Here is a 23,690-nt window from a genome sequence, read left to right as displayed (position 1 = left end):
CTATGCGCCCCGCAGCGTCCGACTCGGCGGGGTCCCGAACGTTTCCCGGTAGGCGATGCTGAACCGGCCTGCATGGCTGAACCGCCATCGCCCGGCGATCGCCATCACGGTGTCAACTGCGGGATCGGCGGCCAGCAGATCGCGGTGCGCCCTGTCGAGGCGGACCTTCCGCAGATACTCCAACGGCGTCGTGCCGAGATGCCTTCGGAAGGTGTATTGAACCGACCGCGGAGTGACGTTGATCGCCGCGGCGATGTCGCTTAACCCGATGTCCCTGTGCGCGTTCTCGTGAATGAACGCGATTGCCCGGCGCAACGTGCGAGGTTGCGGTGCAGACGATTCGACGTAGTACCCCATTAGCCGGTGTCATACCCGGCGATCGGCGTCCCAAACCGAAGTCTTTGCCACTTTCCCGCGTCAACCGAGGGTTGACGGCGCTCCGACGTCAACCTACAGTTGACGCTATGACCGAGCCAGTCAAGATCTCCAACCCCGTTCGCCTCGACGACCTGATCGACGCGATCAAGACGGCTCACGACGAACCGCTCGATCAACTGACCGACGCCATGATCGCCGCCGATGCCCTCGGCGACATCGCCGACCATCTGATCGGCCACTTCGTCGACCAGGCCCGCAAGTCCGGCGCGTCGTGGACCGAGATCGGCAAATGCATGGGCGTCACCAAGCAGGCCGCGCAGAAGCGGTTCGTGGCCAAGGCCGACGCGGCACTCGACCCGAATGCGGGCTTCGGCCGATTCACGCCTCGCGCGCGCAACGTGATCGTCGTCGCGCAGAACAAGGCAGGCGAGGCAGGCAACAACGAGATCGGCACCGACCACCTTCTTCTCGGCCTGGTTGCCGACCCGGACGGGCTGGCCGCCAAGCTGCTCGCGGGACAGGGCATCGGCGCGGACGCCGTCACCAAGGCGATCACGCTGCCGCCGCGCGCCGACGATGTGCCCGTGCTGATTCCGTTCAATGGGCAGGCCAAGAAGGCGCTGGAGTTGACGTTCCGTCAAGCACTTCGGTTAGGCCACAATTACGTCGGCACCGAACACATTCTGTTGGCGCTGTACGAGGCCGAGGACGACGACGGCACGCTGCACCGGGTGGGCGTCGACCGGGACCGCTTCGAGCGCGAACTGGTCGCAGCGCTCGAGTCGCTGACCAAGGGCTGATCTCACACCCATGACCGCCGCGTCGTCTTCATGATGTGAGAGTGCGACCGTTTGAGGACGTGGTGGCCGAGCACGGCGCGACCGTATTGCGCGTCTGCCGGGCTGTCGTCGGTCCCGTCGACGCCGAGGACGCCTGGTCCGAGACGTTCCTCTCGGCGCTACGCGCCTACCCTGACCTGCCCGTCGACGCCAACGTCGAGGCCTGGCTCGTCACGATCGCCCATCGCCGCGCCATCGACGTCGGGCGCGCCCGCTCGCGGCGACCCCTGCCCACCGATACCCTGCCCGAGCGTGCCGCCGCCCACGCTGACCCGGCGGCACGCGACCCCGACTTGTGGACCGCGTTGGCGCGGTTGCCGACAAAACAACGTCAAGCGCTGGCCTACCACCACATTGCGGGCCTGCCGTTCGCCGAGATCGCCCAACTGCTCGGCAACTCCCCCGACGCCGCGCGCCGCGCCGCCGCCGACGGCCTCAAGACTCTCCGGAAGTACTACCGCGAGGACGAAACCGCATGACTGCCAATCTTTTCGACGCACCAGACGGCGATGCCGACGCGCTGGCCCGGCTGCACAACCGGCTCGAACGCGATGCCGCCGCCGCCGATCTACTCGACGTCGCATACCGCACCATCGACACCCCGGTCGGCACCCTGCTGCTGGCCGCGACCACCGCCGGCCTGGTCCGGGTGGCGTACGACATCGAAGGCCACGACGCCGTGCTGGGCGGCCTGGCCGACCGGATCAGCCCGCGGGTGCTGCACGCGCCCGCGCGACTGGACCCCGTGGCGCGCCAGATCGACGAGTATTTCGCCAAGTGCCGCACCGCCTTTGAGGTCGCGGTCGATCTTCGGCTCGCAGACGGCTTCCGCCGCACCGTGATCGAGCATCTGCGTGAGATCGGCTACGGGCGCCGCGAGAGTTATGCGACGGTGGCAGCCGCCGTCGGGAACCCGCGCGCCGTGCGGGCCGTCGGCACCGCGTGCGCGCACAACCCGTTGCCGGTCGTGATCCCCTGCCACCGCGTCGTGCGGTCCGACGGGTCGACGGGCCAGTACGTCGGCGGGCCGCTGGCCAAGACGACCCTGCTGGACCTCGAGGCCGCCTGAATGCGGGAATGAATACGCCGGTGTGGCGGTAGAAGTAGGACATGAAACTCAACGACGCCGCGCGCGACCTCATCGGTGAGGGCGCCGACGCGACGCTGGTCACCATCAATGCCGATGGCAGCCCGCAGGCCACCGTGGTCTGGATGACGCTGGAATCCACGCCCGACGGCGACGAACTCGTCTGCGCGCATCTGTCCGAATACCAGAAGACCCGCAACATTCGCCGCGACCCACGGGTGGCCGTCACGATTCTGTCCACGAAGCATCCCCATCAGCAGACGCCCTACCTGGCGATCACCGGAACCGCCCGAATCGAAGAAGGCGGCGCCCCCGCGCTGTTGAAGAAACTGGCCACGGTGATGTTGGGTAGCGACGAGCATTTTCCGCCGCCGAACGCGCCAGAGGGTCTGCTCACCCGCATCCGGATCGACAGGGTCGGCGGCCTGGGGCCGGGGGCGGCCTGACGACCAACTGGCTGTAACACGTTTCAGTTTGTGCCATCATGCGTGGATGCGCCGCTGCCTCGTGCTCCTCGTCGCCCTGCTGACGGCCGTCCCCGGGTTGCTGGCCCCACCCGCCTCAGCGGAAGGCACCCCGATCGGCAACCTCGGCGACACCCTGCGCGTGGAGTTCAAGGGCATCGTCGCCGACGTGACTGTGCATGACGTGATTCCCACGGATCCGCCGCCGGGCTACCGGGCGACCGGTTCGCCGAGGTGGATCAACGAGGGCGGCCCGTGGAAGGCGCTGATCACGGTGCACACCATCCAGGCGCCGAACCCGTACGCGATGGCCGTCGCCTTCGCCTTCAACGGCGTCACTCCGTACGCCGACGCGTACATCCCGAAGAACACCGATGCGCCCGACGGATTGCAGTACGCGCTGCAGAACGCGCCGCCGGGGTCGACGGTCAACGGCGCTGTCTACTGGCAGGTGTACCGCGCCCTGGTGACCAACGTCGTGTTGATCAACCCCGGGACGGGCACCCACCTCGCGCAGTGGAACATCTGGCAGCCAGGAGACCCACTACCGTAGAGACGTGGCCATCGACGTCGCCGCGGCCGCCGAGGCCGACCTGCCCGAACTCGCCGACGTTGCGGCCGTCACCTTCCCGCTGGCGTGTCCCCCCGGCGCGACGCCGGAGAACATCGCGGCCTTCATCGCCGAGAACCTGTCACAGGCCCGGTTCAGGGCGTACCTCGCCGATCCCGATCGTGCGGTGCTGGCCGCGCGATCGGCGGGCCGAATCGTGGGTTACGCCATGCTGATTCACGGCGTTCCCGACGATGACGATGTGCAGCGGGCAGTGACCCTGCGCCCCGCCGTCGAGCTGTCCAAGATGTACGTGCTGCCAGACGGCCACGGCGCGGGCGTCTCCGCGGCGCTGATGACCGCAGCGCTGCAATACGCCGCCGAACTGGACGCCAAGAGCGTGTGGCTGGGCGTCAACCAGCAAAACCAACGCGCGCAGCGCTTCTACGCCAAACACGGGTTCACTGTGAACGGCACCAAGACGTTTCGCTTGGGTGCCGGCGTCGAGAACGACTACGTGATGGTGCGCCCGCTTTAGCGTCGGCGAGCTGGGCCCACACCGCAGGTAGGGGAACGCAGAAGTGTGCGACACGCCGACGATTTACACGTTTCTATGTCTGCTCGCGGGACAGCGCCAGCAGCCGGGACATCGCCCGCAGATACTTCTTCCGGAAACCGCCCGCGAGCATCTCGGCCGAGAAGATGGTGTCCAGCTTGGTCCCCGACGCCACCACGGGAATGCCCGCGTCGTACAGCCGATCGGTCAGCGACACCAGCCGCAATGCGACGTTCTGGTCGTCGATCGGATGCACGCCGGTGATGAACACCGCTGTGACACCTTCGATCAGGGTGAGATAGCGCGACGGGTGCATGGTCGCCAGGTGATCGCACAGCGCATCGAAATCGTCCAGTGTCGCGCCCGGCACCTCGGCTGCACGCGTCGCGACTTGGTCATCGCTCGGCGGGTCAGGAGCCGGCGGCAGATCCCGATGCCGGTAGTCTGGCCCGTCGATCCGCACTGACGTGAAAATGCTTGCGAGCGTGTGGATTTCGCGCAGAAAGTCCTGTACGGCGAAGCGGCCCTCGCCGAGCTGGTCGGGCAGCGTGTTGGACGTCGCCGCCACCGACACCCCGCGCGCCACCAACTCCGACAGCAGCCTCGAGATCAGCGTGGTGTTACCAGGGTCGTCAAGCTCGAATTCGTCGATGCACACCGCGGTGTAGTCGGCCAGCAACTCGATGCAGTCGGCGAAGCCGAACACCCCGGCCAGCTGGGTCATCTCGCCGAACGTGGCGAACGCCTTCGGCCCGGGAAGTTCGAAATACGACGACGCGAGCAGGTGCGTCTTGCCGACGCCGAACCCGCCGTCGAGGTAGATGCCCACCCCTGGCAGCGCCTCACGCCTGCCGAAAAGCTTCTTCTTGCCTGCCCGCCGCTCGACGGCCTGCTCGCAGAAGTGCCGGCACGCGTGCACGGCCGCCGCTTGTGTCGGCTCCGCGGCATCCGGCTTGTAGGTGTCGAAGCTGACGTCGGAAAACGTCGGCGGCGGGACCAACTGGGCGATCAGTCGCTCGGGCGTGACGCTCGGGTGCCGACCGACCAGATGTGCCACCCCGCTGGACCCGTGCATGCACGCACCTTAGCGACGTGCTGCAATTCTGCGTATGCCTGACGACGGTGCCGGGACGCAGCTCACAGTGCTCGGCTCTACCGAATCGGTGGAGGAGCGACGCCTCGCCGAGTTCTACGCCTACCCAGACGGTCTGCAGTCGTGCTGGGTGCGCGGCAACATGATCGCGAGCCTCGACGGCGGCGCCACCGATGCGGGCAAGGCCGGTGGCCTCGCCGGAGCAGGCGACCGAGCGGTGTTCGCGTTGATGCGACAAACCGCCGACGTGATCCTGGTCGGCGCCGCCACCGTGCGCATCGAGAACTACTCGGGCGCCCAACTTCCGGTTGCCGCCCGACAGGAACGTCAGCGCCGCGGCCAGGCCGAGGTGCCGCCGATCGCTGTGGTCACCCGGTCAGGTGAACTCGATCCGTCCGCGCTGTTGTTCACCCGCACCGAGGTGCCGCCGCTGATCCTGACCTGCCGCCGGTGGTTCGACGACGCCGTGCGCAGGCTCGGGTCAGTGGCCGAGGTGATCGACGCGTCCGGTCCGCAGCCCGACACCGTCGACCCCGCCACGGTGTTGTCGATTTTCGCCGAGCGTCGACTGCACCGGGTGCTCACAGAGGGCGGCCCGATGTTCCTGGGGTCGCTGATCGAGGCCGCCCTGCTGGACGAGCTGTGCCTGACCATCGCCCCGGTCCTCGTCGGCGGGCCGTCCCAACGCATCGCCACCGGTACGGACCAGGTGCGCATCGGGATGCGCTGCGCTCATGTGCTCACCGACGACGAGGGCTACCTCTACACCCGCTACGTCAGAGGTGTCTAGGCCGACCATCAGTACCCTGGTCGGCATGGGTCGGCGTCGTCAGCTCGTCCAGGTTCTGAGCCTGGCAACCGTCTTGGCCTTCGTCGCCGCGTGCGCACCAGGCCTTGCAGCCAACCCCCGCTACGCGACCGATGCCGGTGCGCATCCGCAGGGCGCGCCGCAGACCACGAAACCGGCGGCAGGCCCGCCGCCGATCGCGGCGCCGAAGAACGACCTGTCCTGGCGTGACTGCACGTCACGTGTATTCAGCGAGGCCGCCGTCCAGTCGATCCCAGGCGTGAAGCTGGACTGCGCCAGCTACGACGCCGACCTCGACCCGATCAACGGCGCCACCGGGACAGTGAGCATCGGCGTGGTGCGAGCCACCTCGGTGCAGACGCCGAAGGACGCCGGCCCGCTGGTGATGACCACGGGATCGGATCTGCCCTCGTCGACGCAGCTGCCGGTGTGGCTGAACCGCGCAGGCGCCGACGTGCTCAAGTCCCGTCCGATTGTGGCGGTGGACCGCCGTGGCACCGGCATGTCAGGGGCGCTGGACTGCCGCGACCTCTACGACCGCCAGGAGATGATCGACCAGGCGCAGTTCCAGTCCGGCGACGACCCGGTGGCCAACCTCGGCGCGATCACGCAGACGGCCTCCACCAGTTGCACCGACACCATCGCGCCCGGCGACTCCGCCTACGACAACTCGCACGCCGCAGAGGACATCGAACGCCTGCGCAGCACCTGGGACGTGCCGACGGTCGCGTTGCTCGGTGTCGGCAACGGGGCGCAGGTCGCGCTGGCGTACGCGGGGTCGCATCCGAACAAGGTGGCCCGGCTGGTGCTGGACTCACCGCTGCCGCTTGGCATCGCCGCCGAGGCCGCCACCGAGCAGCGGGTCAAGGGTGAGCAGGCCGCACTGGACGCCTGGGCCGCGCAATGCCTGGCGACCAACTGCCCGCTGGCGCCGGACCCCAAGGGCGCGATCGACGCGCTGCTCGACTCAGCCCGAAGCGGCAGCGGACCGGGCGGGGCGTCGGTGTCGTCGGTCGCCGATGCGATTTCGACGGCGCTGGCCTATCCGCGCGGTGACCGCGTCAACTCCGGCAACGACCTGGCCGGGGCCGTCGCAGCGGCGCGGGCAGGCGACACCAACCAGATGACCAACCTCATCACCGCCGCCGAGAATCTGCGCCAGACCGACGGCCAGTTCGTCAACGGCTGCAGTGACGCGCTGAACCGGCCAACCCCCGACCGGGTCCGCGAGTTGGTGGTCGCCTGGCCCAAGCTGTACCCGCAGTTCGGCGCCGTGGGTGCGCTCAGCCTGGTCAAGTGCTTGAACTGGCCGAGCGGCTCGGCGCCGCAGGACCCGAAGAACCTGAAGATCCCGGTGATGCTGCTGGGCGTGCAGAACGATCCGATCGTCGGCAACGAGGGCGTGGCGGCGGTCGGCGCGACGATGATCAACGCAGGCACCACCAGCAAGCGGGTGATCTGGCAAGGCATCGGGCACGGCGCCAGCATCTACTCGCAATGCGCGCTGCCGCCGGTCATCGGCTACTTGGACAGCGGTAACCTCCCGCCGACCGACACCTACTGCCCGGCCTGACACGGGCCTGCAGGCTGATCGGTGTACGGTGCGCTGGTGGCGGCTGCTGACTCCATCCGAACCGGCCTGTTGAAAGCGTTCGCGCCCCGTACCTCGGCGCCAACCATCGCGACGGTGCTGCGGTCCATCCTGTGGCCGATCGCGATCGTGATGATCATCCATCGCAGCTATGTCCTGGCCACCAACGGCTACATCACCGACGACTACGGCCCGGTGTACCGCGCGGTCGTCAACTTCAAAATGGGCTGGGACATCTACAACGAACACTTCGACTACGTCGACCCGCACTACCTCTATCCACCCGGCGGCACGCTCATCATGGCGCCCTTCGGCTACCTGCCCGTCGACGCATCGCGCTACTGGTTCATCACGTTCAACACGATCGCGATCATCATCGCGGCGGTCCTGCTGGTGCAGCTGTTCAAGTTCTCGTGGACCTCGGTGGCGTTGCCCGCTCTGCTGGTCGCGATGTTCTGCACCGAAAGCGTGGTCAACACACTGGTTTTCGGCAACATCAACGGCTGCATCCTGCTGCTGGAGGTGTTGTTCTTCCGGTGGCTACTCGACGGCAAGGTCAACCACCAGTGGTGGGCGGGGGTGGCGATCGGGCTGACGCTGGTGGTGAAGCCGCTGCTCGGCCCGCTGTTGTTGTTGCCGCTGCTGAACCGGCAGTGGCGCGCGCTGGTGACCGCGTTCCTGATGCCGTTGATTTTCAACGCGGTCGCGTGGCCGTTGGTCAGCGACCCGATGAACTTCGTCACCGGCACACTGCGGTACATCTTCAAGACGCGCGACTATTTCAACAGCTCGATCGACGGCAACGGCACGTACTACGGCCTGCCGTCGTGGCTGATTCTGTTGCTGCGCTTGGCGTTCCTGGTGCTGGCGGTCGTCAGCCTGTGGCTGCTGTACCGCTACTACCGCACCCGCGATCCGCTGTTCTGGATGGCGACGTCGTCCGGTGTGCTGCTGATCGCGTCGTACCTGGTGCTGTCGCTGGGCCAGGGCTACTACTCGATGATGCTGTTCCCGTTCCTGATGACGGTGGTGCTGTCGAATTCGGTGATCCGCAATTGGCCTGCGTGGCTGGCGATCTACGGCTTCATGAGCGCCGACAGATGGCTGCTCGGGCACTGGCCGACGACCGGGCGGTACCTGGAGTACATGAAGTTCACCTACGGCTGGTGTCTGATGCTCATCGTTGTGTTCAGCGTGCTCTACTTCCGCTACCTCGACGCCAAGGCCGACGGTCGCCTCGACGACGGCATCGACCCGGTGTGGGTGAAACCGAAGGAACCGGTGCCGGTTCAAGCGTGAGCAGACGCAAAACTGCCTATTTCGCGCCAAAAATGGGCAACTTTGCGTCTGCTCGCGCTCACGTGTGCCTGCTGGCCTCTTGGGCCAGTTGCATCCGTGAGGTGACGCCCAGCTTCGAGTAGACGTGTGACAGGTGCGCCTGCACCGTGCGGGGCGACACGACCAGCCGCGATGCGATTTCCTTGTTGGCCAGGCCGTCGCAGGCCAATCGGACGACGTCGAGTTCGGTCGGCGTCAACGACGCCCATCCCTTCGACGAGCGTTTGCGCTCGCCGCGGCCGCGACGCACGTAGGCGATTGCCTCCTCGATGGTGAGCGCCGCACCCTCATCCCATGCTGACTGAAAGTCGTTGTCGCCCAGATTGTCTCGAACGGCCGCAAGTCGGTGTGCGTGTTCATCGTCGAATATCTTGAAGCGAGTGATGCCGGTTTGCCGCCGAGCGGCGTCAGCCATGCCGAACAGCCGAGCGGCTTCGCGGTGGTTACCGGCATCACCGGCCAGGTAGCCGAGGCAATCGAAGGTGTCCGGAATCATCACATAACCGTGGCATTCGGCGCCAAGGGCCAGCGCCTCACGCGCGTCGAGCTCCGCTCGTTCGGACTCGCCCTGGGCGAGGGCAACGCGGGCCCGCACCGCCACCCCGGCCACCAGCGAAATACCCGTCGACGCCGCCGCGATCTCGTCGGCCAAGCGACGGGCGGCACCGAGATCGCCACAGGCCACCAGTGGCAGCGGAGCGATCACGTACGTGGACACCGTCTGCGGCGTCAGCGGCGTGCGCTGCAGCGCCACTGCATAGGCGTCGCGCGCGGCGACAGCATCGCCGGCCGCCTGCCTCAACAGCCCGATCCCCGAGTGCACCACCCGGTCGACGAGGTCGCCGAGTGAAACCTGGTCGCTGAGAAGCACATCCAGCACCTCTTGAGCGCCGTCCACGTCGCCCCGCCAGGCCAGCGCGAAGAGCCGATTCAGCTGGGCGGTCAACTCGCAGAACGGATCGCGTGCAGTCATTGCTTCTGCCAGTGCGTCGGACAATTTTTCCACCGCCTGGTTCACTTCCCCGCGATACGTATGCGCGTTGCACACCCCCAGACGGCATATCCGTGCGTTGTAACCGTCGCCTATCCCATCGGCCAGCGCACTGCCTTCGCGCGCCACCGCTTCGATCGCAGCGTGGTCCCCCACGGCCATAGCTGCCATCACTTGCCAGCCGAGCACCTGACTCAACCGCCACTGATCGCCGAGTTCGCGAGCGACAGTGGCGGCTTCCTCAAAGTCAGCACGAGCAGTCCCGGCGTCTTGGGCATATCCGACACCGTGCGCGATGAGAGCGCTGATGAGGACGTGAGATTCCTCGATCTGCCGCGCGAGCGCAAGCGCCTCGTCAACGATCGGCATGCCTCCGGTGATGCCGGTGAAGCACATCAGCATGCCTTGATATGCCAGCGCTCGCACACGCGCCGGATCGTCCTTTGAGGTTTCTGCGGCGAGGGCGGCGGCCAGCCAAGCCAGACCTTCACGGTGACGCCACCTGCAAAACCACAGCGGCAACAGCGATGTTGCGAGCCTGAGAGCGGGTTCGCTCGCCTCGTTCTCCAGACTCCATGCGAAGGCTCCCCTGAGGTTGTCGAACTCGGTTTGCACATGTTCCAGCCGCTGCGCGTCTGCGACGTCACCCGGCGAGTCCAGACCGGCCGCCAACGAGGTGTAGTAATCGCGGTGCCGGTCACCCAGCGTTATGGCCTCCCCCGATTCGCCCAGCTTCTCCAGAGCGTATTGGCGCACGGTCTCCAGGAACCGGTATCGCGTTCTGCCGCTGACGTTTTCGGTCGTCAGCAGAGACTTGTCGACGAGCAGGCTGAGTTGGTCGAGCGTCTGGTAGCGCTGCGCGCCGTCATCCCCGGCGACGGCGTGGGCGGCCTCCAGATCGAATCCGCCCAGAAAGACCGCCAGTCGACGGAACAGCGTCCGTTCACCATCCGTCAGCAACGCATGCGACCAGTCCACCGACGCGTGCAGCGTCTGCTGGCGCCGCACCGATCGACGGGCCCCGCCGGTCAACAAACGGAAGCGATCGTGCAATCCGTCGAGAATTTCGTCGAGCGTCAGCGCCCGCACCCGCGCGGCGGCGAGTTCGATGGCCAACGGCATGCCATCGAGGCGTCGGCAGATCTCGCCCAGCGTCGCGGCATTGTGTTCGGCGACGGCGAATTCCGGCTGTGCTCGCCTGGCACGGTCGGTGAACAATTCGATCGCCTCGTCGTCCAGCGACAGTGATGGCACCACGAATGTCACTTCCCCTGGGATCCCCAACGGTTCCCGACTCGTGGTCAGCAGTTTGAGTTCAGGGCACGCGCCGAGGAGGGTGCCGATCATCGAGGCGCTGGCGTCGAGAAGGTGCTCACAGTTGTCGAGCACGATCAACAACTGCCGATCACCGATGAACCGGATCAGCGTGTCGTCGGTCGAGCGACCCGGTTGATCGGGTAGGCCCAATGCACGCGCGACCGCGACGGGCACCACCTCGGGATGCGTGATCGGTGACAGGTCGACGTACCAGACACCGTCGGGCACATGAAGTTGACCCGCGACTTCGATCGCCAACCGGGTCTTACCCGCGCCGCCCGCACCGGTCAGCGTCACCAGTCGGTTTTCGTCGAGTAACCGACTCACGTCGGCGATCTGAGCGCCGCGCCCGACAAAACTGGTGAGATGGACCGGAAGATTCTGTGCTGCAGTGGGTTTCGCGGCTCGTAGCGGTGCGAACTCGTTACACAGATCGGGATGGCACAACTGCACCACCCGTTCGGGACGGGGCAGGTCCCGCAGCGGATGAGAACCGAGTTCGCGCACCCACACCCCATCCGGAAGTCGATCCGCCACCATCTCGTAGGTCGCCCCGGAGAGCACCGTCTGACCGCCATGGGCCAGATCCCGCAGGCGCGCAGCGCGGTTGATCGTCGAGCCCATGTAGTTGCCCTCGTCGCGCAACTGCACCTCGCCGGTGTGCACCCCGACCCGCAGTCGCAGCGGCGCCAGTGGCGCCAACTGCAGATCCAGGGCACATCCGACCGCATCGCTGGCACGCGCGAAGGCCAGCACGAAGCTGTCGCCCTCGCCTTGCTCGACGGGGCGGACGCCATGATGGGTGGCGACCACCTCGGCGAGCACACCGTCCAGTCGCGCGACCGCCGCCGTCATCTCCTCGGATCGGCTCTGCCAAAGCCGGGTAGACCCCTCGACGTCGGCAAGAAGCAGCGTCACCATGCCTGTTGGCAGTAGCTCCGTCATGCCGAGGTCGCTCCAGTCGGTCTGGCTCATGTTAGCCAGCGTGGGGCCACCGCGACGGCGAAACATCGGCCAAATGGCCTACTCGAATGGCGCGAGCAGACGCAAAAGTGACCATTCCGCGGCAAAAATGGGCAGCTTTGCGTCTGCTCGCGACGTCGGGCGCGACGGCGAGCGGTACGCATGGACGCGGCTCAGCGTGGCGGAGTTCCGCGACGGACAGATGGTGACAGAGCGCGAGTTCGACGTCGCCCACGAAGCGGCCGCATTCGCATATGCGCACGAACGAGCTAGCGTGGAGCCATGACCACACCGGCCCCCAAACTGCAGCTCACCAACGACGAATGGCGTAAGAAGCTGACGCCTGAGGAGTTCCACGTCCTTCGCGAGGCGGGCACCGAGCGGCCCTTCACCGGTGAGTACACCGACACCAAAACCGAAGGCGTCTACGCGTGCCGGGCCTGCGGCGCCGAACTGTTCCGCAGCAGCGAGAAGTTCGAATCGCACTGCGGTTGGCCGTCATTCTTCGACCCGGCCGACTCCGATGCGGTGATCCTTCGCTCCGACGACTCGCTGGGCATGCACCGCGTCGAGGTGTTGTGCGCCAACTGCCACAGCCACCTCGGCCACGTCTTCGAGGGCGAGGGTTATCCGACCCCGACCGACCAGCGGTATTGCATCAACTCGATCTCGCTGCGACTGGTGCCGGCAGGCTAGTCGACCCGGCTGGCGTGTAGCTCCCAGAACGGCATGTGCATTCGGCCGTCGACCAGCCACGGTTCGATGACGCGGATGCGTTCGATCAGCGGAGCAATCTGCGCGGCGGCGTCCGGGTTGCGCGCCGCCATCGCCTCGAACGTTTCCAGGCTGATATTGCCCTGGTAGGTGGTCGGGCCCAGGTAGGTGATCTCCCAGCCCGCGGGCGGCAACACCAGGCGGAAGTCGTCTTCTGAAAGCGACCGCGGCATCTTGAAGCCGTTGACGTTGTGCGCGCCGAACTCGAACATGTACAGCCGCGCGCCCGGCTTGGTGGCGCGGTGCAGGGCCTGCGCATACGACCGCTGCAGGTCGGGCGAATCGGTGAAGACGTGATAGAAGGCGCAGTCGACGACCGTGTCGAACCGGCCGTCCAAACCGTCGAGCTTTGTCGCGTCGGCGACCTGGAACTCGACTTCGACACCGGCGACTCGAGCGTTCTGCCGAGCCCGTTCGATAGCCGCGGGTGATGCGTCGATGCCGGTGGCCGACAGCCCCTTCGATGCGTAATGGATTGCGTGGTGGCCGGGACCCGTGCCCGGATCCAGCACGTGGCCCTTGATCGCGCCGAGCGCCACCAGTTGCTGCACGACGGGTTGCGGACCGCCGATGTCCCACGGCGTAGCGGCGGGCAGACCATGAGATCTCCGCTGGTCGCGATACATCTCGTCGAAGCGGTCCGGATCCGTGGGAGCAGTCATGCCGCCGAGGATAGGCCGACTAACTGAACGCGCCGGTCAGAGCCCAGATCGGCCGCCGACCGGCCGCGAACGATTCGAACGGGAGCTAACTAATATCCGGCGGGATCTGGTTGACTAGGCGCAAACCAACCCCCGAGGACGGTGTTGAGCACTCCGACTATCGCCCCCGCAACCGCCGCGGACAAGTCACCGCGACTCGGCATAGCGAAGTGGATTCGCCGGTTGGCGATCCCGATCATCCTCGGCTGGGTCGCTCTGATCGTTTTCCTGAACCTGACCGTGCCGCAACTCGAGGTCGTCGGCGAAATGCGGTCGGTGTCGATGTCTCCGAAAGAGGCGCCGTCGGTGGCCGCGATGATGCGCATCGGCATGGTCTTCGAAGAGTTCGATTCCGACAGCTCGGCGATGATCGTGCTGGAGGGCGACAAGGCTCTCGGCCCTGACTCGCACCGGTTCTACGACGACATGGTCGCCAAGCTGAAGGTCGACAAGAAGCACGTCCAGCACATCCAGGACTTCTGGGGCGACCCGTTGACCCGCGCCGGCGCCCAGAGCGAAGACGGCAAGGCCGCGTACGTGCAGGTCTATCTCGCCGGAAACATGGGCGAGGCCCTTGGCAACGAGTCCGTCGCCGCGGTGCAAAAGCTCGTCGACGGCCTGTCTCCGCCGCCCGGCGTCAAGGTCTTCGTCACCGGAGGCCCCGCACTGCAGGCCGACCAGGAACAAGCGGGCAACAGCAGCGTCCGAATGATCGAGATTGCCACGATCGTCGTCATCATCACGATGCTGCTGTTCTTCTATCGCTCGATCTTCACCGTCGTGCTGGTGCTGCTGATGCTGATGCTGGGGTTGTCGGCGACCCGCGGTGTGGTCGCGTTTCTCGGTTATCACAACCTGATCGGGCTGTCGACGTTCGCCACCCAGTTGTTGGTGACCCTCGCGATCGCGGCCACCACCGACTATGCGATCTTCCTGATCGGCCGCTACCAGGAAGCCCGCACCGCGGGCGAGGACCGAGAGTCGGCGTTCTACACGATGTTCCACGGCACCGCCCACGTGGTGCTCGGTTCGGGCATGACAATCGCGGGCGCCACGTTCTGCCTGTCGTTCACCCGACTGCCCTACTTCCAGACGTTGGGTATCCCGCTCGCGGTGGGCATGGTTGTCGGTGTGTTCGCGGCGCTGACTCTTGGCCCGGCGCTGATCACCGTGGCAAGCCGGTTCGGATTGCTAGAGCCCAAGCGCGCGATGCGAATCCGATTCTGGCGACGTCTGGGAGCCGCCATCGTTCGATGGCCGGGCTGGATCTTGACCATGACGATCTTTCTCGCATTGATCGGCCTGCTGACACTTCCCGGTTACGAACCCAGCTACAACGACCGCAAGTACCTACCGCCCGACCTTCCCGCCAACGAGGGTTTCGCGGCGGCTGAACGACACTTCCCGGTCGCCAGGATGAACCCGGAGATGCTGCTGGTCGAGACCGATCACGACCTTCGCAATTCGGCGGACTTCCTGGTGATCGAGCGGATCGCCAAGGCCGTGACCAGAGTGCCCGGCATCGGTCGGGTGCAGGCGATCACGCGGCCTGAGGGTAAGCCGATCAAGTTCAGCACCATTCCGGCGCAGATGAGCATGAGCGGCACCTTTCAGGAGATGAACCGCGACTACATGAACAACGTGATGGCCCTGATGAAGGTGCAGGCCAACGACATGCAGAAGACCGTCGACACGATGGACCGGATGATCGTGCTGATGGAAGAGATGAGCGCGACGACGCACAGCATGGTCGGCAAGTCGAATCAGATGGCCGTCGACGTCGCCGAATTGCGGGACCACATAGCCGATTTCGACGATTTCTTCCGGCCCGTGCGTAACTACCTCTACTGGGAACCGCACTGCTACGACATCCCGATCTGCTGGTCGCTGCGGTCCACTTTCGACGCGCTCGACGGCGTCGACACCATGACCGACGACTTCATCAGTCTGCTGCCCGATCTGAATCGACTCGACGCTCTCATGCCGCAGATGATCGCGACGATGCCGCCGACGATCGAGACGATGAAGAACGCGCGCGACATGATGCTGAGCATGCAATCGAGTCAGTCGAGCATGCAGGATCAGCAGCATGCGATGAACGAGAACCAGACCGCGATGGGTGATGCGTTCAACGACTCGCTGAACGACGACACCTTCTACTTGCCGCCAGAGATCTTCAACAACAAAGACTTTCAGCGCGGCATGGACAACTTCATCTCGCCCAACGGCCATGCCGTCCGGTTCATCATCTCCCACGAGGAAGACCCGCTGTCGGCCGGCGGCATCAAGCGCATCGACGCCATCAAGAATGCCGCGTTCGAAGCCATCAAGGGCACGCCACTGGAGGGCTCGCGGGTCTACATCGGCGGCACCGCGTCGACGTTCAAGGACATGGAGGACGGCAACCGCTACGACCTGTTGATCGCAGGCGTCGCCGCGCTCACCATGATCTTCATCATCATGTTGCTCATCACGCGCAGTGTGGTGGCAGCGGCCGTCATCGTCGGCACCGTTGTGCTGTCGCTCGGCGCCTCGTTCGGGCTGTCGGTGCTGTTCTGGCAGCACCTGCTGGGCATCCAACTGCAATTCATGGTGATGGCGATGGCGGTGATCATCCTGTTGGCGGTCGGTGCCGACTACAACCTGCTGTTGGTGGCGCGGATGAAAGAGGAGATCCCGGCAGGAATCAACACCGGCATCATCCGCGCCATGGGCGGCAGCGGTTCCGTCGTTACCGCGGCGGGCCTGGTATTCGCCTTCACGATGATGTCGATGGCGGTGAGCACCATGGTGGTAGTCGCCCAGATCGGCACCACTATCGGCATGGGCCTGTTGTTCGACACGCTGGTCATTCGCGCGTTCATGACACCGTCGATTGCGGCGCTGCTCGGCACCTGGTTCTGGTGGCCGCAGCGGGTGAAGTCACAACCGATGTCGGCGCGAATGAGGCGGTTGGTCGCTGCCAGGGCTAGGGAATCGGCGCCTGCGGGTTCGAGTCCGGCCCCTCCCCCGCGTACAACGGGGCAGGACCCGTGATGCTGGGCACCGCTTTCGTGATCGCCGGCTTCGTTGGAGGTGTCGACGTGGCGGGACCTGCCCCGCTCGAGCTTCCCGCCGCGGTGACGTCGGCGCCCTGGGTATGGAAAACCGCCGCGCCACCCAGCACGATCAAGGTGCTGCTAGCCATCAGTGCGGCACACAACCGCAACTGCTGAATCGGTCTGAGGTTCATCGCTGTCTGCTCCATCGTGGACTGTGCTTTTAGTCAACGCCGCCAAACTGGAATCGGGCTGACGACAGGATGCGAATCGACTATGCGCACCGTTCACAGCGTTCAGGCAGCTGTAAGGCGCTGCGCCACAACGCCGTAGCTTCAGCTGTGGTACTGCGGAATCCAGCGAACCTCGGCGATTCGTTGGTTGAGCTGTTCGGCGGTGCGATGCGGAGCAACGCCGTCGGCGATGGCCTGCAGTCCCACCGCATGCGCAATGCGGATGGCGACCGCGGGGACGTCCGTCCAGGCAGGCAGCAGCGGCTGAGTCGGGTCGACCAGCGCGGGTGACTCGTCGCCGAGCGCGGCAGCGGCGACGCGCATCATCTCGTCGGTCACCCTGGTGGCCTGCGCCGCGGTGACGGCGAGGCCCATCGCCGGGAAGATATAAACGTTGTTGCACTGTGCTATTGGCCGTTCGACCCCGTCACGATGCAGCGGCGCGAACGGCGAGCCCGTGGCGATCAGCGCCCGCCCGTCGGTCCAGGCGTCCAACTCGGCGGGGTGCGCTTCCGCGCGACTGGTCGGGTTCGACAGCGGGAAGATGATGGGCCGTTCGGTCTTGCCGGCAAGCTCACGCACGATGTCTTCGGTGAAAGCTCCTGCCGCCGTGGATAAACCGAGCAGCACGCCCACATCGACGTGGTGTACCACGTCGGCGAGTTGCGCGGGACCCGACAGGCCCCAAGCTGACACCACCTCCGGTGGTTTCGCGAACTTCCGTTGCTCCGCAGACAGGTCGGTGCGGTCGTCGGTGAGCAGTCCGACCACGTCGACGACCCAGATCCGGTCCGCGGCATCAGCTTCGGTCAGTCCCTGGGCCACCATCTCGCGCTGCACCATGTCGAGAACGCCGATGCCCGCCGAGCCCGCACCGAGCATCACGACCTGCTGTTGCGATACTGGACGGCCGGCCACCTTCGCCGCGCCGTGCAGCGCGCCGAGCGTCACCGCGGCGGTGCCCTGGATGTCGTCGTTGAATGTCAGCAACTTGTCGCGGTAGCGCTCGAGGATCGGCAGTGCGTGTGACGTCGCGAAGTCCTCCCACTGCAGCAGGACATCGGGAAGTTCCTCGTGCACCGCGGCGACGAATTCGTCGATGAACGCGTAGTACTCGTCGTCGCCGATCCGCCGGTGCCGCCAGCCGAGATACTGGGGGTCCTCCAGCAATTCGACGTTGTCGGTGCCCACGTCGAGCACGATCGGAAGTGTGCGCGCCGGGTCGATGCCGCCGATCAGGGTGTAAAGCGAGAGCTTCCCGATCGGGATGCCCATTCCGCCGATGCCCTGATCGCCCAACCCGAGGATGCGCTGACCGTCGGTCACCACGATCACGTCGACGTCACGATGGGGACGGTTGCGCAGCACCTCGCGCAGTTCGGCCCTGTCCGGATACGACACGAACAGCCCCCGCGGTCGACGGTAGATCTCGCTGAACCGCTGGCACGCTTCACCAACCGTCGGGGTGTAGACAATCGGCATCGTCTCGGCGATGTTGTCGCGCAGCAGGCGGTAGAACAACGTCTCGTTGCGATCCTGAAGCGCGCGCAGGTAGATGTGCTTGTCGAGACCCTCACGGCGAGTGGAGAACTCGTTCCAGGAATGCTGGACCTGCTGTTCCAGCGTCTTCTCCGCGGTCGGAAGAAGTCCCAGCAGGCCGTACGTGCGCCGTTCTTCGTGAGTGAAGGCTGTGCCCTTGGTCTGCAACGCGTCGAACAGCAGGTCTCGTCCAGTCTTGGCCTCAGACAACTGGGGTCCTTCCGGCGGAGAGGTTACGGGAGTTTGTTGACCAACTCTTCCACTGGAATGCGCGGGCCGGTGAAAAACGGGGTCTCCTCACGCGTGTGTCGCCTGGCGTCGGTAGCCCGCAGGTCGCGCATCAGATCCACGATGCGGTACAACTCCGGCGCCTCGAACGCCAGGATCCACTCGTAGTCGCCGAGCGCGAAGGCGGGCACGGTGTTTGCCCGCACGTCCTTGTAGCTTCGTGCGGCCATCCCGTGCTCGGCCAGCATCCGGCGGCGCTCCTCGTCGGGCAGCAGATACCACTCGTAGGAGCGAACGAACGGATACACGCAGACGTAGTTGCCCGGTTCCTCACCCGCGAGGAACGCGGGGATGTGGCTCTTGTTGAATTCGGCGGGGCGGTGCAGCGCGACGCTGCTCCACACTGGAGAACTGGCCTGGCCCAGCGTGGTCGTCCTGCGGAAATCCGAATACGTCGCTTGCAGCGCCTCCACTGTCTCGGCGTGCGTCCACATCATGAAATCCGCGTCAGCCCGCATGCCCGCGACGTCGTACAGGCCGCGCACCACGACGCCACGCTCCTCCTGCTGTTTGAGGAACGTCGCCATCTCGTCGATCACACCCGCACGCTCGTCACCAAGTGCCCCAGGTTGTGCCGCGAACACCGAGAACATCAGGTAGCGGATGGTCGCGTTGAGCTCGTCGAAATCCAGCTTGGCCATACCGTCTATCGTGCCACGCGCGCGGTGACCAGCGACGCGGCCGCCCTTGTCGCGGCGGCCACACACGCGGGCACCCCGATGCCGTCCAGATAGCCGCCCGCCACCGCGAGCGTCGGGGGCAGGCCGGCCCGCAGTTCGGCCACCACGTCCTGGTGCCCGGGCCCATACTGCGGCATCGCGTCAATCCAGCGCTGCACATGGCAATCCACTGGTTCGACGGCGACACCGAAGACCGTGGCCAGATCCCGCGATGCCCACTCCAGCAGGTCCTCGTCGCCTGCGTTGCGCGCCAGATCGTCGCCGAACCGGCCGTACGACAACCGAACCAGTTCGACGTTGCCCCGTTGACCCCATTTGCGGCTCGACAACGTGATCGCCTTGGCCCGCACGGGTTCTCCGCCGGCCACCAGCACGCCCGACTGGTCCGGCAGCGGTGTGCCACCTGGCAGGCCCAACGCCACCAGCGCCGAGGACGCCACCTCGATGCGGCGTGCGGCCACGGCCGTTCGCGGTGCCACTGTTTCGATCAGCCGCGGCAACCGTGGCGCCGGAACGGCAAGCACCGCAGCGTCGGCGTGCCAGCGCTGCCCTTCGTCGTCGACCAGCGCCCAGCCCTGCGGCACACGGTCGAGGTGTTGCACGGCGACCTGGGCCCACCGGATCCCCGCCCTGCGCACCAACTCATCGACCAGCACCGCGTAGCCGCCATCGACCGCCCCGAACACCGGCCCCGTCGACGGGGGTGGCAGCGCATCGCGCACGGCCTCGGTCAGGCTGCGCGCTCCCCTGTCCAGTGCAGTTGCCAGGGTCGGGACGGCCGAGCGCACGCCGATCGTGGCCGCCGATCCGGCGTACACCCCGGCCAGCAGCGGATCCACCGACCGAGTCACCACCTGCTCGCCGAACCGGTCTGCGACCAGGTCGGCCACCGAGGGGTCGGCGCCGGGCCGCCACGAGAACGGCCGGGTCTGTTCGGCGAGCATCCACCCGATCGCGCTGTCGTCGACGAGCCCGGCCAGCGCCTGCGGCTGCGACGGAATGCCCTGCACAGTGGCGGCGGGCAGCGGGTGCAGCTTGCGCTGGCTGTAGATCAGCGGCCGGGCCCCCGTCGTGGCGATCTGCCTGCCTGTCAGGCCGAGTTCGGCCAGCAGCGCGGGCACCTCCGGCCGTCGCGCGATGAACGCCTCGGCGCCGACGTCCAGCGGCTGGCCGCCGATCCGCTCGGTGCGCAGCACTCCGCCAAGTCGATCGGCCGGGTCGAACACCGTGATCGTCGCGGTCGGCCATGCCACGCGCAGCCGGTAAGCTGCGACCAACCCCGAAATCCCGCCTCCCACAACGGCATACGAGGTGGTCACAACGAGTGCACCAATGTCACGACGTCGGTGATGACGGCCGGGTCGGTGCTCGGCAGCACACCGTGGCCGAGATTGAACACGTGGCCGACCGCACCGGCGTCCACGGCACGCCGACCGTCCTCGACCACAGCACGCACCGCGTGCTGGGCCACCTCGACGCCGGCCAGCAGGACGACGGGGTCGAGGTTGCCCTGTAAGGCGGTGCCGGGTTGTACCCGGGAGGCCGCGTCGGACAGCGAGGTCCGCCAGTCGACTCCGACCACAGCAGGCGCGCCATGCGCCGAGACCGCCTCGGACATCGCGCCGAGCAACTCGGCGGTGCCCACCCCGAAGTGCGTCATCGGCACCCCGGCACCGGCCAGTGCGGCGAACACGTTGGTGCTGTGCGGCAGCACGTAGCTGCGGTAATCGGCCAGCGACAGCGTTCCCGCCCACGAATCGAAGACCTGGATCGCGTCGACGCCCGCGTCCAACTGGGTTCGCAGGAACGCGATCGTGATGTCGGTCAGGGCCGACATCAGCGCGTGCCAGGTTCCGGGGTCGCCGAGCATCATCGCCTTCGTCCGCTCGTGATGTTTGCTCGGTCCACCTTCGACGAGATATGAGGCCAACGTGAACGGCGCACCGGCGAACCCGATGAGCGGGACATCGCCGAGCTCGGTGATCAACTGCGAGACGGCCTGCGCAACGGGGGCAACCTGTTGTGAGTCAACGTCTTTGATCGCCTTGACGTCGGCGATGGCGCGCACCGGGTGCTCGATCACCGGCCCGACGTCGGGCACGATGTCCAGTTGGACGCCTGCAGCGCGCAGCGGCACGACGATGTCGGAGAACAAGATAGCCGCGTCGACCCCGTGCCTGCGGATCGGCTGCAGGGTGATTTCGGTGATCAACTCGGGGTCGAAGCACGCCTGCATCATCGTGTTCTTGGCCCGCAGCGCCCGATATTCGGGCAGCGATCGGCCGGCCTGCCGCATGAACCACACCGGCACCCGGCTGGGTTTGCGGCCGGTGACCGCGGCCAGGTAGGGCGAGTCGGGCAGCGTGCGGCGGTTAGTCATCGGCTCCAATGCTGCCACGCCTGCTCAGCCGCCTCCTGCAGGTCGCTGCAGCAACCGTGCAGAACAAGATCATTACGCCTTGGAGTGGGGGTACCGGTCGGGCACAAAATCGGCGCGCCTGCGCACAGACCAGCCAATATGGTCTAGCGTCAAACGGCATGACCACCGCTGAACCGGCTCAGTTCCGTGAAGCGGTGGCGGCGATGAATGCCACCACCGTGCGACCGGAAATCGAGCTCGGCCCGATTCGCCCGCCGCAGCGGCTGGCGCCGTTCAGCTATGCGCTGGGCGCCGAGGTTCGGCACCCCGAAACAGCGATCGTCCCCGAGCGGTCCGAAGGTGATGCGTTCGGTCGGCTCATCCTGTTGCACGATCCCGAGGGCGCCGAGGCGTGGGACGGCACGATGCGGCTGGTCGCCTACATCCAGGCCGACCTCGACCCCAGTGAGGCCCTCGACCCGCTGCTGCCCGACGTGGCGTGGAGCTGGCTGGTCGAGGCGCTGGAGTCGCGCGCCGAGCACATGACCGCGTTGGGCGGCACGGTCACCGCCACCACGTCGGTGCGCTTCGGCGACATCTCAGGGCCGCCGCGCGCCCACCAACTCGAGCTGCGGGCGTCATGGACCGCGACCACGCTCGAGCTGGGCCCGCACGTGCAGGCGTTCTGTGCGGTGCTCGAGCACGCGGCGGGCCTGCCTCCGGCCGGGGTCACCGATCTGAGCTCCCGCACGCGCGCCTGACGATGGCGGATTCCGAACAGGCCGCCGAGGCGCTGCAGCAGGAGGCCGAGGCCACCCCGCTGCTCGCGCCACGTGACGGCGTGCCGCCGTTGTCGGTCAGCCGCAGCGAAATCGCTAGAGCCGCAGATGTTTTGGCATCAGGCCACGGGCCGTTTGCGGTCGACGCCGAGCGCGCATCGGGCTTCCGGTATTCCAACCGCGCTTATCTGGTGCAGATCCGGCGCGCCGGTGCGGGCACCGTGCTCATAGACCCCGTCAACCACGGCAGCGACCCGATCGAGACGCTGGCCCCGGTCGCCGCCGTGCTGGCCACCGACGAATGGGTGCTGCATGCGGCCGACCAGGATCTGCCGTGCCTGGCCGAGATAGGGATCAGGCCGCCGAAGCTGTACGACACCGAACTGGCGGGCAGGTTGGCAGGCTATGACCGGGTGAATCTGGCCGCTATGGTGCAGCGACTGCTGGGGCTGCAGCTGATGAAAGGTCACGGCGCGGCCGACTGGTCGAAGCGCCCGCTGCCGCACGACTGGCTGAACTATGCCGCGCTCGACGTCGAGGTACTACTCGACCTGCGCGACGCGATCGACGCGGTGCTGGCTGAACAAGGCAAAACTGATTGGGCGGCACAGGAATTCGAGTTCGTGCGGACGTTCGAGCCGACGCCGACCCGACGCGACCGGTGGCGGCGCACGTCGGGCATCCACAAGGTACGCAATCCGCGGGCGTTGGCCGCTGTTCGGGAGTTGTGGCAGACACGGGATCACATCGCCCGCCGACGCGACATCGCGCCGGGGCGGATTCTGCCCGACTCGGCGATCATCAACGCCGCAACGGTCAACCCGGACACCATCGAAAAGCTGACCGAACTACCGGTGTTCGGCGGCAACCGGCAGCGCCGCAGTGCACAGGTGTGGCTGGATGCGCTCGCCAGGGCCAGGACCGCGGAGCCCCCCGAGGCGCAGGAATCGACGAACGGGCCACCGCCCGCGTCACGCTGGTCTCGACGTAAACCCGAGGCGGCGGCCCGACTGGAGGCGGCCAGGGCCGCGCTCAATGAACTGTCGCAGAAGGTTTCGGTGCCGGCGGAGAACCTGGTCTCACCCGAAATCGTCCGAAGGCTGTGCTGGGACTGGCATCCGGTCGCCGATACCGTCGCGGCTGTCGACACCTTCCTGCGCGACGCCGGGGCCAGGCCGTGGCAGTGCGAACTCGCGGACCCGGTCCTTGCCGAGGCGCTCAACTCCGAGGGCGAGCCAGGGACACCGCCCGGCGACCAGACGTGAACTCGCACAAAACGGCGCCGCAGATGCGGGTTTGTGTCTGCTCGCGGTAGGTGGGTGCC

General features: G+C 66.4%; 22 protein-coding genes. 14 read left to right on the top strand and 8 right to left on the bottom strand.

The genetic code is table 11. The features are described 5' to 3' along the window. A complete protein-coding gene (locus ACGFK1_RS04415) occupies positions 1-357 on the bottom strand; it encodes a helix-turn-helix domain-containing protein (RefSeq protein WP_393426095.1) in 357 nt (118 codons plus the stop codon). 107 nt (positions 358-464) lie between these two features. On the opposite strand from ACGFK1_RS04415, the gene ACGFK1_RS04410 reads away from it, so the two are divergent. From ACGFK1_RS04410 to ACGFK1_RS04385, 6 genes are read left to right on the top strand one after another with little or no spacing between them, the layout of a single operon-like run. Beyond that, on the top strand, positions 465-1,178 hold the full coding sequence (locus ACGFK1_RS04410) for a Clp protease N-terminal domain-containing protein (RefSeq protein ID WP_393426092.1): 714 nt from the start codon (positions 465-467) through the stop codon (positions 1,176-1,178). 35 nt (positions 1,179-1,213) lie between these two features. After that, positions 1,214-1,696: an RNA polymerase sigma factor gene (locus ACGFK1_RS04405; RefSeq protein ID WP_393426089.1), complete on the top strand. Its 483-nt coding sequence runs from the start codon at positions 1,214-1,216 to the stop codon at positions 1,694-1,696. Beyond that, entirely contained in the window at positions 1,693-2,286 is a 594-nt protein-coding gene (locus ACGFK1_RS04400; RefSeq protein WP_393426086.1) for a methylated-DNA--[protein]-cysteine S-methyltransferase, read from the top strand. The genes ACGFK1_RS04405 and ACGFK1_RS04400 overlap by 4 nt, the downstream gene beginning before the upstream one ends. Positions 2,287-2,327: 41 nt before the next feature. Continuing rightward, positions 2,328-2,750: a PPOX class F420-dependent oxidoreductase gene (locus ACGFK1_RS04395; protein WP_393426083.1), complete on the top strand. Its 423-nt coding sequence runs from the start codon at positions 2,328-2,330 to the stop codon at positions 2,748-2,750. Positions 2,751-2,796: 46 nt separating this feature from the next. Next, on the top strand, positions 2,797-3,321 hold the full coding sequence (locus ACGFK1_RS04390; RefSeq protein ID WP_393426080.1) for a hypothetical protein: 525 nt from the start codon (positions 2,797-2,799) through the stop codon (positions 3,319-3,321). A gap of 4 nt (positions 3,322-3,325) precedes the next feature. Further along, positions 3,326-3,856: a GNAT family N-acetyltransferase gene (locus ACGFK1_RS04385; RefSeq protein WP_393426077.1), complete on the top strand. Its 531-nt coding sequence runs from the start codon at positions 3,326-3,328 to the stop codon at positions 3,854-3,856. 73 nt (positions 3,857-3,929) lie between these two features. On the opposite strand, the gene zapE is transcribed toward ACGFK1_RS04385, so the two are convergent. Next, positions 3,930-4,949 carry a cell division protein ZapE gene (gene zapE / locus ACGFK1_RS04380; RefSeq protein WP_393426074.1) on the bottom strand — a complete coding sequence of 340 codons (1,020 nt, stop codon included), beginning with the start codon at positions 4,947-4,949 and terminating at the stop codon, positions 3,930-3,932. A gap of 34 nt (positions 4,950-4,983) precedes the next feature. On the opposite strand from zapE, the gene ACGFK1_RS04375 reads away from it, so the two are divergent. From ACGFK1_RS04375 to aftC, 3 genes are read left to right on the top strand one after another with little or no spacing between them, the layout of a single operon-like run. After that, a complete protein-coding gene (locus ACGFK1_RS04375; RefSeq protein WP_393426071.1) occupies positions 4,984-5,757 on the top strand; it encodes a pyrimidine reductase family protein in 774 nt (257 codons plus the stop codon). 25 nt (positions 5,758-5,782) lie between these two features. After that, complete coding sequence (locus ACGFK1_RS04370; RefSeq protein ID WP_393426068.1) at positions 5,783-7,348, top strand: alpha/beta fold hydrolase; 1,566 nt, start codon at positions 5,783-5,785, stop codon at positions 7,346-7,348. Positions 7,349-7,369: 21 nt separating this feature from the next. Continuing rightward, a complete protein-coding gene (aftC, locus tag ACGFK1_RS04365; protein ID WP_393426065.1) occupies positions 7,370-8,665 on the top strand; it encodes an arabinofuranan 3-O-arabinosyltransferase in 1,296 nt (431 codons plus the stop codon). Positions 8,666-8,723: 58 nt separating this feature from the next. On the opposite strand, the gene ACGFK1_RS04360 is transcribed toward aftC, so the two are convergent. After that, positions 8,724-11,987 (bottom strand): LuxR C-terminal-related transcriptional regulator, encoded by a 3,264-nt coding sequence (locus ACGFK1_RS04360; protein WP_393426062.1) that lies wholly within the window; start codon positions 11,985-11,987, stop codon positions 8,724-8,726. A 270-nt stretch (positions 11,988-12,257) separates the two neighbouring features. Between ACGFK1_RS04360 and msrB the strand changes: the two genes are divergently transcribed. Continuing rightward, positions 12,258-12,671: a peptide-methionine (R)-S-oxide reductase MsrB gene (msrB, locus tag ACGFK1_RS04355; RefSeq protein WP_393426059.1), complete on the top strand. Its 414-nt coding sequence runs from the start codon at positions 12,258-12,260 to the stop codon at positions 12,669-12,671. Here msrB and ACGFK1_RS04350 read toward each other — a convergent pair. Beyond that, positions 12,668-13,411, bottom strand: coding sequence for a class I SAM-dependent methyltransferase (locus tag ACGFK1_RS04350; RefSeq protein ID WP_393426056.1), 744 nt, complete (start codon positions 13,409-13,411; stop codon positions 12,668-12,670). The two genes, msrB and ACGFK1_RS04350, sit on opposite strands and share 4 nt — an antisense overlap. 144 nt (positions 13,412-13,555) lie before the next feature. Here ACGFK1_RS04350 and ACGFK1_RS04345 point away from each other — a divergent pair, with 144 nt between their 5' ends. Both ACGFK1_RS04345 and ACGFK1_RS04340 read left to right on the top strand, forming a co-directional pair. Beyond that, the gene (locus ACGFK1_RS04345; RefSeq protein ID WP_393426053.1) at positions 13,556-16,486 is read left to right on the top strand and encodes an RND family transporter; all 2,931 of its coding nucleotides are present in this window, start codon (positions 13,556-13,558) and stop codon (positions 16,484-16,486) included. Beyond that, the gene (locus ACGFK1_RS04340; RefSeq protein WP_393426050.1) at positions 16,486-16,665 is read left to right on the top strand and encodes a hypothetical protein; all 180 of its coding nucleotides are present in this window, start codon (positions 16,486-16,488) and stop codon (positions 16,663-16,665) included. Before ACGFK1_RS04345 ends, ACGFK1_RS04340 begins: the two co-directional genes overlap by 1 nt. A 158-nt stretch (positions 16,666-16,823) precedes the next feature. Here ACGFK1_RS04340 and ACGFK1_RS04335 read toward each other — a convergent pair whose 3' ends face one another. The 4 genes from ACGFK1_RS04335 to hemE are packed head-to-tail and all read right to left on the bottom strand — an operon-like array spanning position 16,824 to position 21,608. Beyond that, complete coding sequence (locus ACGFK1_RS04335; protein ID WP_393426047.1) at positions 16,824-18,470, bottom strand: NAD-dependent malic enzyme; 1,647 nt, start codon at positions 18,468-18,470, stop codon at positions 16,824-16,826. A 23-nt stretch (positions 18,471-18,493) separates the two neighbouring features. Further along, complete coding sequence (hemQ, locus tag ACGFK1_RS04330; RefSeq protein WP_393426044.1) at positions 18,494-19,189, bottom strand: hydrogen peroxide-dependent heme synthase; 696 nt, start codon at positions 19,187-19,189, stop codon at positions 18,494-18,496. 5 nt (positions 19,190-19,194) lie between these two features. Next, entirely contained in the window at positions 19,195-20,547 is a 1,353-nt protein-coding gene (locus ACGFK1_RS04325; protein WP_393426041.1) for a protoporphyrinogen oxidase, read from the bottom strand. Next, positions 20,544-21,608 carry a uroporphyrinogen decarboxylase gene (gene hemE, locus ACGFK1_RS04320; RefSeq protein WP_393426037.1) on the bottom strand — a complete coding sequence of 355 codons (1,065 nt, stop codon included), beginning with the start codon at positions 21,606-21,608 and terminating at the stop codon, positions 20,544-20,546. Before hemE ends, ACGFK1_RS04325 begins: the two co-directional genes overlap by 4 nt. Before the next feature lie 158 nt (positions 21,609-21,766). Here hemE and ACGFK1_RS04315 point away from each other — a divergent pair, with 158 nt between their 5' ends. Together ACGFK1_RS04315 and ACGFK1_RS04310 are read left to right on the top strand one after the other, a co-directional pair. Continuing rightward, positions 21,767-22,348: a DUF3000 domain-containing protein gene (locus ACGFK1_RS04315; RefSeq protein WP_393426034.1), complete on the top strand. Its 582-nt coding sequence runs from the start codon at positions 21,767-21,769 to the stop codon at positions 22,346-22,348. Between the two features lie 2 nt (positions 22,349-22,350). Continuing rightward, positions 22,351-23,631 (top strand): HRDC domain-containing protein, encoded by a 1,281-nt coding sequence (locus ACGFK1_RS04310; RefSeq protein WP_393426031.1) that lies wholly within the window; start codon positions 22,351-22,353, stop codon positions 23,629-23,631. The last annotated feature ends 59 nt before the right edge of the window (positions 23,632-23,690 follow it).

The sequence above is a fragment of the Mycobacterium sp. NPDC048908 genome, from assembly GCF_043197955.1.
In the GTDB taxonomy this organism is placed as follows: domain Bacteria; phylum Actinomycetota; class Actinomycetes; order Mycobacteriales; family Mycobacteriaceae; genus Mycobacterium.
This window is presented reverse-complemented; position numbering and strand designations above follow the sequence as displayed.

What these genes read in the sequence shown, in the direction of transcription:
- ACGFK1_RS04415 (WP_393426095.1), bottom strand. Translation starts at nt 357, where the DNA reads ATGGGGTACTACGTCGAATCGTCTGCACCGCAACCTCGCACGTTGCGC.
- ACGFK1_RS04410 (WP_393426092.1), top strand. Translation starts at nt 465, where the DNA reads ATGACCGAGCCAGTCAAGATCTCCAACCCCGTTCGCCTCGACGACCTG.
- ACGFK1_RS04400 (WP_393426086.1), top strand. Translation starts at nt 1,693, where the DNA reads ATGACTGCCAATCTTTTCGACGCACCAGACGGCGATGCCGACGCGCTG.
- ACGFK1_RS04395 (WP_393426083.1), top strand. Translation starts at nt 2,328, where the DNA reads ATGAAACTCAACGACGCCGCGCGCGACCTCATCGGTGAGGGCGCCGAC.
- ACGFK1_RS04390 (WP_393426080.1), top strand. Translation starts at nt 2,797, where the DNA reads ATGCGCCGCTGCCTCGTGCTCCTCGTCGCCCTGCTGACGGCCGTCCCC.
- zapE (WP_393426074.1), bottom strand. Translation starts at nt 4,949, where the DNA reads ATGCACGGGTCCAGCGGGGTGGCACATCTGGTCGGTCGGCACCCGAGC.
- ACGFK1_RS04375 (WP_393426071.1), top strand. Translation starts at nt 4,984, where the DNA reads ATGCCTGACGACGGTGCCGGGACGCAGCTCACAGTGCTCGGCTCTACC.
- ACGFK1_RS04370 (WP_393426068.1), top strand. Translation starts at nt 5,783, where the DNA reads ATGGGTCGGCGTCGTCAGCTCGTCCAGGTTCTGAGCCTGGCAACCGTC.
- ACGFK1_RS04360 (WP_393426062.1), bottom strand. Translation starts at nt 11,987, where the DNA reads ATGAGCCAGACCGACTGGAGCGACCTCGGCATGACGGAGCTACTGCCA.
- msrB (WP_393426059.1), top strand. Translation starts at nt 12,258, where the DNA reads ATGACCACACCGGCCCCCAAACTGCAGCTCACCAACGACGAATGGCGT.
- ACGFK1_RS04350 (WP_393426056.1), bottom strand. Translation starts at nt 13,411, where the DNA reads ATGACTGCTCCCACGGATCCGGACCGCTTCGACGAGATGTATCGCGAC.
- ACGFK1_RS04340 (WP_393426050.1), top strand. Translation starts at nt 16,486, where the DNA reads ATGCTGGGCACCGCTTTCGTGATCGCCGGCTTCGTTGGAGGTGTCGAC.
- hemQ (WP_393426044.1), bottom strand. Translation starts at nt 19,189, where the DNA reads ATGGCCAAGCTGGATTTCGACGAGCTCAACGCGACCATCCGCTACCTG.
- hemE (WP_393426037.1), bottom strand. Translation starts at nt 21,608, where the DNA reads ATGACTAACCGCCGCACGCTGCCCGACTCGCCCTACCTGGCCGCGGTC.
- ACGFK1_RS04315 (WP_393426034.1), top strand. Translation starts at nt 21,767, where the DNA reads ATGACCACCGCTGAACCGGCTCAGTTCCGTGAAGCGGTGGCGGCGATG.
- ACGFK1_RS04310 (WP_393426031.1), top strand. Translation starts at nt 22,351, where the DNA reads ATGGCGGATTCCGAACAGGCCGCCGAGGCGCTGCAGCAGGAGGCCGAG.